Source organism: Mesorhizobium sp. M0227 (assembly GCF_040321855.1).
Taxonomy (GTDB): Bacteria; Pseudomonadota; Alphaproteobacteria; order Rhizobiales; family Rhizobiaceae; genus Mesorhizobium.
The window spans coordinates 360,999-373,271 of the sequence record NZ_JAMYSJ010000001.1 but is presented as its reverse complement, the minus strand read 5'-3'; the positions used below and the strand labels follow the sequence as shown (position 1 = coordinate 373,271).

Genomic DNA, 12,273 nt, shown 5'->3' with positions numbered 1-12,273 from the left:
TGAGCAAGGCCGAGCGCGGATTGGAAGGAGAACGGGCCGGAACTCGGGCAGGCGCGTCAGACATGGTCGCCTCCGAACGACGCCTGCAGGATACGGCCGGTCTCGATGGCCTCGCCTTCCAACCTGGTCACGGCGCGGCCCTCGCGGAAGACATAGATGCGCTCGCAATTGGTCAGCTCTTCGAGTTCGGTTGTGTACCAGACGAAGGCGCGTCCGTTCTCGGCTTCCGCGCGGATCAGCCGGTAGACCTCCTGCTTGGTGCCGACATCGACGCCGCGCATCGGATCGTCGAGGAAGATCACCTCGGCGTCCGACGACAGCGCGCGGGCGAACAGCACCTTCTGCTGGTTGCCGCCGGACAGCGACAGGATCGGCGTGTCGATCGAAGGCGCCTTGACGTTGAGCCTGTTCGACCAGGTCTCGGCCAGCTTGCGGGCGGCGGCGCCTGAAATCATGCCGCCCCGCGTCAGTGCATTCAGGCTGCGGATGGTCAGATTGTCGGCGATAGACCACAGCGAAAACACGCCTTCCGAGCCGCGGTCGCCGGCGACATAGGCACCCGGCAAGGCCTCGCGTTGCCGGCGCGAGGCATAAAACATCGCGCGCAGCCGCTCGCGCTGGCCGTGGCCGTCGAGCCCGGCGAAGCCGATGACCTCACCCTTGCCGACGTCGATGGTCAGATCTGTGGTGTCGCGACCCGCATGCCGGATAACCGGAGCTTGCACCGAGGCCACCTTGCCGGCCGTGCGCTCACGCGGCCGTTCGATGCTTCCCATCAACTCGACCAGCGCGGCGCGTGACAGGCCGGCGGTCGGCCGCTCGGCGACGACCTTGCCGTCGACCATGACGACGGTGCGGTCGCAGACGGCGAGGATCTCGTTGAGGCGATGGGTGATCAGGATGCAGGCGATGCCACGCCCTGCGGCACGACGAATGTGGGCGAGCAGTTGTTCCGTCGCCTCATGGCCGAGCGCCGAGGTCGGCTCATCGAGAATGACGGCGCGCAATTTGATGCTGGTCTGCGTGAAGGCGCGGGCGATCTCGACCATCTGTCGCTCGCCGATCGGCAGGTCGGCGACCTTCCTGTCGAGATCGATGCCGTGGCCAGGGAAGATCTCGTCCAGCACCGGACCAATCACCTGGCGCGCGCGCCGCCGCCAGCCCAACCCACGCAAGGACCTGTGCACGATGCGGGTGTTTTCCGCCGACGTCAAATTGGCGCAGAGCGACAGTTCCTGGAAGATACAGCGCAGACCGGCCTGCTGGGCACTGGCCGCACTCCAGGCACCGATCTCACGTCCGCCGAGGCGAAAGCTGCCGCTGCTGCGCTCGATGGTGCCGGCCAGCACGTTCATCAGCGTCGACTTGCCGGCGCCGTTGTGACCGACAAGGCCAACGACCTCGCCGGGTTTGAGATGAAAATCCACGCCGCCCAGGGCATGCACGGCATCATAGTGCTTGCGGACATCGCGCACCTCGATGAGGAGGCCGTCGGCATTGACCGTCTCTGCTGCGTCCCTTTTGGGCGACGTGGGATCGTTCATCATTCGGCCATGCTGCTCATTTCGGCGCGGGAACGCCCGGCAGTGGCTCCTTCTTCACGTTGGCGTCGATGATCTTGGCCACCAGCTCCTGCGGGTATTCGGCATTGACCACGCCGCCTGCGGGAACCGTCTTCAGCCAGGCGTCGAGGTCAGGCTGATTGATCTGCAGGAGCGGCACCTCGACGAATTTCGGCACCTGCTTGCCGGCCAGGATCTGCTGCGCGACCCAGAACGCGACCTGCGAGACGCTGGGCGTGGCGCCCAGCGAGAAGGTTTCGTAGCCGCCGGCATCATGCTCCTGCTTCCACAGCGCCAATTCGTCCTGGCGGTTGCCCATGATGATGATCGGCAGCGGCCGGCTGGCGGCCTTGAATGCCTGCGCCGCGCCATAGCCGTCGCCGCCCTGCGTCAGCACCGCATCGACCTGAGGCAACGACGGCAGGATGCCCGACACTTCCTTTTGTGCCACGGTGGCCGTCCACTGACCATAGACCTCGCCGACAGCCTTGTAGCTGGCGTGCGCCTTCATCGCTTTCTCGACGCCCTCATGCAGGCGCTTGTCGAAACCGTCGCCGGCCATACCGCGGATCTCGAGGATGTTGGCCGGCTTGTCGCCGAGCTTGCTGGAGATGAAATCCAGTTCGGCCTTGGCATAGGAATCGAGGTTGTAGTCGACGACATAGGCGCAAGGCTCGGTGACGCCGCTGGCGAAGGCGACGACCGTGATACCGGCATTGCAGGCATCCTTGATGGCGCCATTGAGTGCGGTGTCGGAGCCGGCAAGGACGATGATCGCATCGTAGCCCTGCAGGATCAGGTTCTCGATCTGGCTCGCCTGTTCGGTCACCGAATTGTTCGAGCTGACGACGGCTGTTGCGGCGATCTGCTTGTCGGCCACGGCCTTGGCGCCCATTTCCTCGAAGCTCTTGATCATCACCTGGCGGAAGGAATTGCCGGCGTAGGAATTGCTGAAGGCGATCTTCTTGGCCGAAGTGTCGCCCTTGGCGACGCCTTCATAGGCGCGCGCGTCCAGCGCTGCAAAGCTGGTGCAGCCGAGCATGGCTGCAATGAATAAGGCTGTGGTCTTGCTCATTGTTGTTCTCCTCCGGTTGAAAGTCATAGCGTCCTCCCGACGATCCTTTCGAACGGAAAATGTCAGCCCAGCCCGAGATCAGGCACGGCATCGTTCAAATGGTCGGCGAAATTAGTGTTGGGCAGCAGCGGATACCAGCCCGGACGGCCGGGATCGCGGTCGTAGGCATAGCCGCCCAGCGAGCGATAGAGTTCGGCATAGGTGGCGAGTTTGTCACGATCGAGTTCGACGCCGAGGCCCGGTGCCTCCGGCACCGCGATCGCACCATTCTCGTAGAGCATCTTGCCGCCGACGATGATGTCGTCGGCAAGGTGGTGATAATGCGCGTCGGCGGTGAAGACGAGGTTGGGCAGCACTGCGCCAAGATGCAGCATGGTGGCGAGCTGGATGCCGAGTTCGCCAGAGGAATGCACCGCAATACCGAGACCGAACGTGTCGCAGATCTGCGCCGCGCGCACGCAGGCGCGGATGCCGCCCCAGAAGGTGGTGTCGAGCAGGATCACGTCAACCGCAGGGTCGCGCACATTGGTGGCGAGCTGTTCGAAATCGATGACGATGGTGTTGGTGGCCAGCGGGATGGAGAGCTTCTCGCGCAAGCGGCGCATGCCGGCCAGGCCCCAGGTCGGGTCCTCGAAATAGTCGTTCCTGAGATCGGAGATGGCTTGGCCGAAACGCAGCGCCTCTTCGACCGACAGGGCTGCGTTCGGATCGTAGCGCAGCGTATCGGCAGGAAATTCGGCGGCGAGCGCCCTGAAACATTCCAACTCATAGTCGGGGTGAAACACGCCGGCCTTGAGCTTGTGGGCGTGAAAACCATGTTCGGCCTTGAGCGCGCGGGCATGCTCGAGCAATTGATCGATGGTGCGGACTTCGCCCTTGCCGCTGCGGCGGTCGGCATAACGGAAGAACAGATAGGAGGCGAAGCCGATCCGGTCGCGCACGCGCCCGCCAAGCAATTGGTAGACCGGCACGCCGAGCTTCTTGCCGATGATGTCGAGACAGGCGAATTCCAGCGCTGCGTGCAGCTGCGTGCGGTTGTTGTAGAGCGACGCCGTCGGATTGCAGATGGCGTAGCGCATCCGGTTGAGATCGAAAGGGTCATGGCCGACCAGGTAGGATTTCAGGCCGGCGAAAGCGAGTTCGGCGCCGGCGCCACCACCGCCCATCTCGCCGAGCCCAACAATGCCTTCGTCGGTCTCGACCTCGACCACGGTGCGGACAAAGCGTCCCCAATGCGTACCGTTGCTGTGCCGCAATGCTGCTTCCAGCGGAACGGTGATGGTGGTCGCCTTGATGTCCGTGATCTTCATGCCGGCTCCTCTCCCCTAGCCTGCTGGCGTCATACACACTACCATGGTAGTATGTCAACACAGCTTCAATCCTGCTTGCCGCTTGAGTTGGGACGTGCGCGGTGTCATGACCGGAGCAGTGCAGCGCCATTCACAGCAACGGATTCGTCATGGGGACCAAGCTTTCGGGGGCGACCAGATTTTCAGGCAGTGCTGCCAGGCTGAAAACCGCCGGTCAGCGCGAACCCTCGCGGGTGCTGGAGCCGGTCAACAATCGCATGCCGATCTCACCGCAGATCTACGAGCGCCTGCGCCGCGCCATCACGACGCTGGCGATGTTGCCGTCGGAAGCGCTCAGCGAACAGGACCTAGCCCAGCAGCTCGGTGTCAGCCGGACACCCGTGCGCGAGGCGCTGATCCGGCTTGCCGATGAAGGGCTGATCGACATCCTGCCGCAACGCGGCAGCTTCGTCGCGCCGATCCGGCTAAGTGACGTCGAGGAAGCGCAGTTCATTCGCGAGGCACTCGAGGTCTCCGTCGTGCAGAAGCTGGCCGGACACGGTTCGAGCGCCTTCATCGCGGCAGGCAGGGTGAATCTTGCCCAGCAGGCCAAGGCAGTGGCCGAGGGCGACCGCGAGCTGTTTCTTGAGCTCGACGAGGGCTTCCATCGTAGCCTTTGCGAAGAGGCCGGCCTGCCCAAGAGCTGGCGGGTGATCCAAGTGGTCAAGCTGCAGATGGACCGTGTGCGCTATCTGAGCCTGCCCGAGCCGGGTCACCTCGAAACGCTGCTCGCTCAGCATGTGGCGATCTTCGAGGCCGTGGAGACCGGCGAGGCAAAGCAGGCAGGCGCGCGTATGGCGGCGCATCTGCGCGAAGTGCTGCGCACGGTGCAACGGCTCAACGTGGCTCGCCCGGACCTGTTTGGCCAATGATCCGTTGACCGCTCATTGGGATGCCTGCGCGAAGGCCTGATCCGCGTATGCTACGGGCGCTTCGCTTGTCTGGCGTCAGCTGCCGAAGCGGGGCTCCGCAACGCCTTTGACGCCAAGGCCCGTGATGGCGAACAGGCTGCCGCGCAAAACGCCGTCGCCGGGAAAACGCGGCAACGGCGGCTTGGCCATCGAGGTGACGTAAAGGATATCTAGCTTCGGTCCGCCGAACATGACGCTGGTGATCTTCTTGACCGGCATGTCGATGATGCGATCGATGCTGCCATCGGGCGCATAGCGCACCAGTCTTCCGTCATAGACCAGCGCATTCCACAGATAGCCCTCGGCATCGACGGTCGAGCCGTCCGCCGCACCGCCCCGGCTGGTGTCGACGCGCACGAAGGTACGCCTGTTGGTGGCGGCACCGGTGGCGATGTCGTAGTCGTAGGCCCATATCTCGCCGGTCCAGGTGTCGGCGAAATAGAAGGTGCGGTCGTCGGGGCTCCAGCATGGACCGTTGGAACAGATGATGCCGGAATCGATCCGGGTGACGGAGAAATCCGGATCCAGCCTGTATAGACCGCCGGACGGCCCCTCTTCCATCGTGTCCATCGAGCCGGCGAAGAAGCGGCCGCGCCGGTCGACCTTGCCGTCGTTGAGCCGGTTCATTGGCCTGTCCGGCTCGGGATCGTGGATCAGCGTCACATCGCCGGAGGCGAAATCGAGCAGATGGAAACCGCGCTGCAGCGACACCACGGCGCCGCTACCGTCCTTGCGTAGCGCCATTGAGCCGATCTTCATCGGCACGTCCCATGACCGGATCTCGCGTCCGTCGGCGGTCGCCCGAAACACGCGCCCGTCGAAGCTGTCGATCCAGTAGAGTCGTTCCTGTTCGACGTCCCACAGCGGTCCTTCGCCCAGTGTGGTCTTCACGTCCACCACGACTTCGATCTTCATGCCGTCCTCCTCGGAATTGGCGCCACGCAACGATTTAGAAAGCGACCTTGTCGCCGCCCTTCAATGACAGGATTTCGCGCGCCTCGTCGGGCGTCGCCACCTCCATGCCGAGCCCCTCGATGATCTTGCGTGCCAGCAAGACCTGTTCGGCGTTCGATTTGGCAAGCTTGCCCTTGCCCGCCCAGAGACTGTCCTCCAGCCCGACGCGGATGTTGCCGCCAAGTGCGGCCGATTGCGCGGCGATGCGCAGCTGGCTGGCGCCGGCGCCGAGGACCGACCAGCGGAACTGGTCGCCGAACAGCCGGTCGGCGGTGCGCTTCATATGGGCGACGTCTTCCGGGTGCGTGCCGATGCCGCCAAGCAGCCCGAACACCGACTGCACGAAGAAAGGCGGCTTCACCAGCCCGCGGTCGGCGAAGTGCGAGAGGTTGTAGAGATGGGCGATGTCGTAGCACTCGAACTCGAAGCGCGTGCCGTTGTCGTAGCAGGTCGCCAGAATGTACTCGATGTCCTTGAACGAGTTGCGAAAGACGAGGTCGCGGGTCGCTTCCAGATGCGGCTTTTCCCAGTCGAACTTGAAGGTCTCGTATTTGTCGGCGAGGTGATAGAGCCCGAAATTGATCGAGCCCATGTTGAGCGAGGCGACTTCCGGTTTGAACTTGGCGGCCGGGCGCACGCGCTCCTCGACCTTCATGTACGGGCTGCCACCGGTGGTGATGTTGATGGCGGCGTTGGTGCCTTGCTTGACGCGCGGCAGGAAGCGAGCGAAGGCCTCCGGCGTCTGGTCGGGCTTGCCGGTTTCCGGATCTCGCGCATGCAGATGCAGGATTGCGGCACCGGCTTCGGCAGCCGCGATCGCCTCAGAAGCGATCTGGTCAGGCGTGATCGGCAGATAGGGCGACATGGTCGGCGTGTGGATGGCGCCCGTCACCGCGCAGGTGATGATGACCTTGCCCCTGGTCTGCGCAGCACTTGGCTTGCGGCTCGTTTCGATCATTGTCCGTACTCCTGGTCCGATTTTTTCTTGTGTGCCGCCAGCGCCATCAGCCGACGATCGCGCCATACCTGCCGTTCGCCGAGGTTTTCGCGTGGCAGGCGCTCGCGGCGGTCGGCTTCGACGGTTTTCATCACCTCGCCCGCCCAGTCGACGCGCCGCAGCATCTGCGGGAAAATGTTCGAATAGATCGACTGATAACGCTCGACATAGTCGCGCACGCCGCCAGGTGCATTGAGATCGATGGTCTCGAACGGACCCATGAACGACCAGCGCAGCGCCAGTCCGTCACGGATACCGATATCGACATCCTCGACGCTGGCGTAGCCGTCGGCGACAAGCCGGAAAGCCTCCTCAAGCAATGCGCCTTGCAGGCGGTTCATGATGAAGCCGTCGAGCTCGCGCTTCATCACCAGGGGCGCATGACCGGCGTCGATGAGGAAGGCGCAGGTTCTCTCGACCGTCTCGGCGGACGTCCATGGCGCCGGCACGATTTCGGCCGCCGGAATGAGATAGGGCGGATTGATCGGGTGCACGACCAGACAGCGATGCCGTCCTTGCAGATGGTCGGTGAATTTCGACGGCAACAGCGCCGAGGTGGAACTGGCGATGACTGTCCGCGGATCGGCAAGCGTGTCGATCAGCGAGAATACCTCCCGCTTCACCTCGAGGTTTTCAGGCGTGTTCTCCTGGATATGGACCGCACCCGCCAGCGCCTTTGCCAGCTCCGCGACAATGGTGATCCGGCCAAGCACAGTGTCGACGGACTGACCGCGCAGCAGGTCGTTTGCGGCAAGGTCACCGAGCACGCCGGCAATGTAGTCGCGGGCGCCGCCGGTCGCAGCGGGCGACTGATCCCACATCCGCACGTCATGGCCGGCACGGGCAAAGCTGATTGCCCAGGCCCGCCCGATAAACCCGCTTCCGACGATCGCGACATTAGCCATGGCTTGTTCCTCAAAGTGTTTCGACGTTGCCGTCGACGCCGAGCGACTGGCCGGAAATGTTGATCCCCGCATCGGAGAGCAGGAAGGCGACCATCGACGCCACATCATAGGGGCTGGTCATGCGGCGCAGCGAGATGTTCTGCAGATAGCGTCCGGTCATCTCCTCGTGGCTGATACCGACCTGCTTGGCGCGCGCCGAGATAACACCTTCGATGCGGGGCCCCTCGATGATGCCGGGCAGGATGGCGTTGACCCTGATGGCGTGCGGCCCGAGCTCCTTGGCGAGACTCTGCGTGAAACCGATGACACCGAACTTGGCCGCCGAATAGGGTGTGCGGAAGGCGTAGCCATGGCGGCCGGCGGCAGACGACATCGAGACGATCGAACCACCGCCCGCCGCCTTGATCAGCGGCACGGCGCGACGGGCGCACAGAAACTGGCCGGTCAGGCAGATGTCGATACAGCGCCGCCAATCGGAAGGGTCGATCTCGTCGACACCGCCGGTCGGCCCGGCAATGCCGGCATTGTTGATCAACGCATCGAGCCCGCCGAGTTTTTTCTCGACCGCCTCGAACAGGCGGTCGACGTCCTCGTCGCGCGAGACATCGGCCTTGACCGCAGCGACAAGGTCGATCTTGCCGGGAGCAGCGGCCAACGCCTCGTCGGAAACATCGCAGACGACGATGCGAGCGCCGAGGCGTGACAGCGTGTCGGCTATGGCAAACCCGATGCCGCCGGCGCCCGCCGTGACCAGCACGCGCTGGCCTTTCAGCCCGGTCAGAAATTCGTCCGCCGATGCCGGCGCCCTTGTGCTCATGGTCCTGTCCTTTTCATTGCAGCCGCCGTTCGCGCAACGCCATGACGGCGCCCAGAACGACCAGTCCGTAAAGAATTGCCCTCGTGGCATAGGGAAGCGTGGTGCCGGCGAGCAGCATCTGCAGTGCCGTCAGCAACAACACGCCGCCGAGCATGCCGAGATAGTGGCCGCGTCCGCCGGTGATCAGCGCGCCGCCGACCACCACCACGGCGATCGACGGCAACAGATAGTCGTCGCCCATGCCAAGGCTTGCCTGACCCGAAAAGCCGGTCAGCATGATGCCGACAACAGCCGCGCAGACGGCCGAAAGCATATAGACCAGGATCAGCGTGCGCTCGACGCCGATGCCCGACAAGCGCGCCGCGCGCAGCCCATTGCCGATGCCGTAGACGCGTCGTCCGAACGGCGTGCGGCCAAGCAGCAGTACCGCCGCGACGACAAAGACGACCATCAGCAGGACGATTGGGGTCAGCAGGCCGGCAAGCTTGGCCGTCATGACCCAGCGCAGCATCGGCGAGGAAAACCCGGCCGGCGTTCCCTGCGAATAGAGCAGCGCACAGCCTTGCAGAATGCCGTTGGTGGCAAGCGTCATGACGATCGGCGATATGCCGAGATAGACGATGCCGAAACCATTGGCGAAGCCGATGGCGCAAGCCATCACCAGAACGACCGGCAAGGCGTAGACAAGGGCCGCGTCGGAGCCGTTGACCATGCCGGCCAGGATGATGCCGGAGATGCCGATCGTCCACGGCACGGAGAGATCGAGGCCGCCGGTCAGGATGACGGTTCCCTGCCCGAGCGCTAGGACGGCGAGGAAGGACGACAGCACCAGCAGCGAATTCCAGTAACCCGGATTGAGGATGGCGCGGCCGAGCCAGACCTGCGTGACGACCACGATGAGCAACAGGCAGACATAGGCGGGCAGCGCATAGCGCAACGTTTCCGCGTTGCGTAGATGGAAGGCAGGGCGCGGCGATGCCGGACTGCGCTGGGCATGGGCTGGTTCGGCGGTCTTGAGACGCCGGTCCACGCGCTCGAGTTGCGAGGGCAGTATGCCGGCGCGCCAGGCGGCGAGCCGGGCACGCGCGGCGCGCAACTGCACGGCAAGCACCGATGCGTGCGAGATGGAGCCGGCAAGTGCTGCCAGCACCAGAATGGTGCCTTCGGCGATGGTCGCATAATAGGCCGATACGTTGAGCACCAGTAGGATGTTCACCACGATCATCAGGATAAAGGCGCCAAAGACAGAGCCCACCGGGCCGCCCTGCCCGCCGCCGAGGCGCGTGCCGCCGACGACGACCGCCGCGAACATCGACAACAGCAGCGGATTGCCGACCAGCGGATCACCGCTGCCGGTCTGGGCGCTGATGAAGACGCCGGCAAGGCCATAGCAGCCGCCGGCGATGACATAGACGGCAAAGCGCACCAGCACGACATTGATGCCGACGGAAGCGGCCGACTCCGCATCGCTGCCGACCGCATAAAGTGCTGTGCCGAAGCGGGTTCCCTTCAGCCAGAACCAGGCGAGCAGGACGACGCCGATCCCCACCAGCGGCATCGGCAGCCAGCCGGCGATCGCGTCGCCAAGATAGAAGGTACCGAGATCGGGCGACACGAAGCCGCCGGGCTTGTCCATCACCAGCAGCGTCACGCCTTGCAGGATGAACATGGTCGACAGCGTCACCACGATGGGCTGCATGCGCAGCACAGCGATGAAGAAGCCGTTGAAGGCGCCCACGGCCATGCCGACGCCGATGCCGACGGCGGTCCACAAGATGATGCTGGCGCCTGGCGCCATTGGGTCCATGCTCGATGCCAGCACGGCATTGACCAGCGATATCACCGCGCCTGCGGACAGGTCGAAGCCGCCCGACAGGATGACGATGGTCTGGCCGATCGCCGCGAGCGCCGAGGTGGCGCCGCCGCTCGACAGGAACGACACGTCGAAATATGTCAACGGCCCGGCGCTGATCCAGTCGACAACGAAGAGCAGGATCGCCAGGACGGCCGCGGCGATCAGCGCGCCGCGATTGCGCATCAGCGCACGGCGCAGTCCGACGCCGCCGGTAGCGGGGGATGAGGCTGCTGCGCTGCTCATGCGGCGGCTTCCCCGGCATGCCCGAGCGCCGGGCGCATGATGGCCGGTTCGGTGATGGCGTCGCCTTCGAGTTCGGCGGCGATGCGCCCATCGTAGAGAACCAGGACCCGGTCGCATTGATGGACGAGTTCGGGAATCTCGGTCGAGTGCAGCAGGATCGAACCGCCCGAAGCCACGTAGTTTCGCATCATCACATAAAGCTCGTGCTTGGTGCCGACGTCGATGCCTCGGGTGGGATCGAACAACAGCAGGATGCGGCTCTGCGCCACCAGCCATTTGGCGATGGCGATTTTCTGCTGGTTGCCCCCGGAAAACGCACCGGCCCGCGTCCAAAGCGCGCGGCGGTCGACCTCGACAGTGGCGAATGCCGCCTCGACGGAGCGGGTCTCGGCTTGCCCGTCGACAAGACCTAGCCGTGTGAAGCGCGATATCACGGGCAGAGTGGCGTTCTGGCTGCCCGACAGTTTCAGGAACAGGCCTTCGGATTTGCGGTCTTCCGGCACCAGGCCGATGGCCATGTTGGGGCGCAAAGCATCGGCCGGCGAACCGAGCCAGACCTTGCGGCCGTCGACGAGGATGTGGCCGCGGGTGATTTCGGCCATGCCGAAGCAGGCCAGGAATAGGTCCTGCTGGCCCATGCCCTGCAACCCCGCGACGCCGAGGATTTCGCCCTTGCGCAGATCGAAGCCAGCGCCGTCGAGCTTGCGCCCGACCTTGAGATCGCGCACGCCCAGAACCGGCGGGCCGAAGGCCTGGGCGCTGTCCGGCTTGGGCGGGAAGGTCTGCTCGATGCTGCGGCCGATGATCTTTTCGATGACGTCGCCATCCGAGACATCGGCAACCGGCGCGGTGACGATGTGGCGGCCGTTTCTCAGGATCGTCAACGTCTCGCAGAAGGCACGGACCTCGCGCATGCGATGGGTGATGAAAACGATGGTGGTGCCGGCCGCCTTCAGCCTGGCGATGATGTCGCCCAGCCAGTCGACGTCGCGGCCGGCGAGCGTCGAGGTCGGTTCGTCGAGCAAAAGGATGCGCGGCTTGCGGTAGACGGCACGCGCGATCTCGATCTTCTGGCGCACCGAAAGCTCGAGCTCACTCACCTCGGCATCGAGATCGACGGAAAAACCGAGATCTTCGATATGGCGGCGGACGGCCTTGCGGGCGGCACCGCGGCGGATCAGGCCGGAGATGCCGACGGGGGCGTAAGGCAGCATCATGTTGTCGAGGACGGAGAGGTCACGCACCAGGGTCATCTCCTGGAATGCTGTCTGCATACCGAGCGCATGTGCTGCGCGCGGTGCGCCGCAAGCGATCTCCTTGCCGAAGACACGGACATGGCCTTGGCTCGGCCGGACCAGTCCGGACAGCAGCTTCACCAGTGTCGACTTGCCCGCTCCGTTTTCACCGAGCAGGGCATGGACGCTGCCGGGCGCGATCGCAAACGACACGCCGTCCAGCGCGACGGTCGGGCCGAACGCCTTGCTGATACCGTCGATCTCGATGGCGGGGAGCTCGGAATGTTCTGTCATTGTCCTCGATCGCCGGGCTTGGCATGGATTGACGATGCACGGACAACAGTCCGTGCATCGTCACACGCGCCTTGGG

General features: G+C 64.4%; 10 protein-coding genes. 1 reads left to right on the top strand and 9 read right to left on the bottom strand.

All coding sequences use genetic code 11. From position 1 onward, the window contains the following. Positions 1-56: 56 nt before the first annotated feature. The 3 genes from NKJ00_RS01610 to NKJ00_RS01600 form a co-directional block, all read right to left on the bottom strand. Positions 57-1,547, bottom strand: a complete 1,491-nt coding sequence (locus NKJ00_RS01610; protein WP_023808881.1) for a sugar ABC transporter ATP-binding protein — start codon at positions 1,545-1,547, stop codon at positions 57-59. 13 nt (positions 1,548-1,560) lie between these two features. Further along, the gene (locus tag NKJ00_RS01605; protein WP_023808882.1) at positions 1,561-2,637 is read right to left on the bottom strand and encodes an ABC transporter substrate-binding protein; all 1,077 of its coding nucleotides are present in this window, start codon (positions 2,635-2,637) and stop codon (positions 1,561-1,563) included. Between the two features lie 62 nt (positions 2,638-2,699). Continuing rightward, positions 2,700-3,947: an enolase C-terminal domain-like protein gene (locus NKJ00_RS01600; protein ID WP_023808883.1), complete on the bottom strand. Its 1,248-nt coding sequence runs from the start codon at positions 3,945-3,947 to the stop codon at positions 2,700-2,702. 149 nt (positions 3,948-4,096) lie between these two features. Here NKJ00_RS01600 and NKJ00_RS01595 point away from each other — a divergent pair, with 149 nt between their 5' ends. Then, positions 4,097-4,858: a GntR family transcriptional regulator gene (locus NKJ00_RS01595; protein ID WP_128302340.1), complete on the top strand. Its 762-nt coding sequence runs from the start codon at positions 4,097-4,099 to the stop codon at positions 4,856-4,858. A 75-nt stretch (positions 4,859-4,933) separates the two neighbouring features. Here NKJ00_RS01595 and NKJ00_RS01590 read toward each other — a convergent pair whose 3' ends face one another. Genes NKJ00_RS01590 through NKJ00_RS01565 form a run of 6 tightly spaced genes read right to left on the bottom strand, consistent with a single transcriptional unit; the run spans position 4,934 to position 12,197 of the window. Further along, entirely contained in the window at positions 4,934-5,812 is an 879-nt protein-coding gene (locus NKJ00_RS01590; RefSeq protein WP_023808885.1) for an SMP-30/gluconolactonase/LRE family protein, read from the bottom strand. Positions 5,813-5,846: 34 nt separating this feature from the next. Further along, positions 5,847-6,809: a 3,5-dioxohexanoate:acetyl-CoA acetone transferase gene (gene kce, locus NKJ00_RS01585; protein ID WP_023808886.1), complete on the bottom strand. Its 963-nt coding sequence runs from the start codon at positions 6,807-6,809 to the stop codon at positions 5,847-5,849. Beyond that, entirely contained in the window at positions 6,806-7,753 is a 948-nt protein-coding gene (locus NKJ00_RS01580) for a 3-hydroxyacyl-CoA dehydrogenase (RefSeq protein ID WP_023808887.1), read from the bottom strand. The genes kce and NKJ00_RS01580 overlap by 4 nt, the downstream gene beginning before the upstream one ends. Positions 7,754-7,763: 10 nt before the next feature. Beyond that, positions 7,764-8,570: an SDR family oxidoreductase gene (locus NKJ00_RS01575; protein ID WP_292694483.1), complete on the bottom strand. Its 807-nt coding sequence runs from the start codon at positions 8,568-8,570 to the stop codon at positions 7,764-7,766. 13 nt (positions 8,571-8,583) lie between these two features. Then, a complete protein-coding gene (locus NKJ00_RS01570; RefSeq protein ID WP_352609310.1) occupies positions 8,584-10,668 on the bottom strand; it encodes an ABC transporter permease subunit in 2,085 nt (694 codons plus the stop codon). Beyond that, positions 10,665-12,197 (bottom strand): sugar ABC transporter ATP-binding protein, encoded by a 1,533-nt coding sequence (locus NKJ00_RS01565; RefSeq protein WP_352609309.1) that lies wholly within the window; start codon positions 12,195-12,197, stop codon positions 10,665-10,667. Before NKJ00_RS01565 ends, NKJ00_RS01570 begins: the two co-directional genes overlap by 4 nt. Positions 12,198-12,273: the final 76 nt, after the last annotated feature.

What these genes read in the sequence shown, in the direction of transcription:
- kce (WP_023808886.1), bottom strand. Translation starts at nt 6,809, where the DNA reads ATGATCGAAACGAGCCGCAAGCCAAGTGCTGCGCAGACCAGGGGCAAG.
- NKJ00_RS01605 (WP_023808882.1), bottom strand. Translation starts at nt 2,637, where the DNA reads ATGAGCAAGACCACAGCCTTATTCATTGCAGCCATGCTCGGCTGCACC.
- NKJ00_RS01595 (WP_128302340.1), top strand. Translation starts at nt 4,097, where the DNA reads ATGGGGACCAAGCTTTCGGGGGCGACCAGATTTTCAGGCAGTGCTGCC.
- NKJ00_RS01610 (WP_023808881.1), bottom strand. Translation starts at nt 1,547, where the DNA reads ATGATGAACGATCCCACGTCGCCCAAAAGGGACGCAGCAGAGACGGTC.
- NKJ00_RS01575 (WP_292694483.1), bottom strand. Translation starts at nt 8,570, where the DNA reads ATGAGCACAAGGGCGCCGGCATCGGCGGACGAATTTCTGACCGGGCTG.
- NKJ00_RS01570 (WP_352609310.1), bottom strand. Translation starts at nt 10,668, where the DNA reads ATGAGCAGCGCAGCAGCCTCATCCCCCGCTACCGGCGGCGTCGGACTG.
- NKJ00_RS01580 (WP_023808887.1), bottom strand. Translation starts at nt 7,753, where the DNA reads ATGGCTAATGTCGCGATCGTCGGAAGCGGGTTTATCGGGCGGGCCTGG.
- NKJ00_RS01590 (WP_023808885.1), bottom strand. Translation starts at nt 5,812, where the DNA reads ATGAAGATCGAAGTCGTGGTGGACGTGAAGACCACACTGGGCGAAGGA.
- NKJ00_RS01565 (WP_352609309.1), bottom strand. Translation starts at nt 12,197, where the DNA reads ATGACAGAACATTCCGAGCTCCCCGCCATCGAGATCGACGGTATCAGC.
- NKJ00_RS01600 (WP_023808883.1), bottom strand. Translation starts at nt 3,947, where the DNA reads ATGAAGATCACGGACATCAAGGCGACCACCATCACCGTTCCGCTGGAA.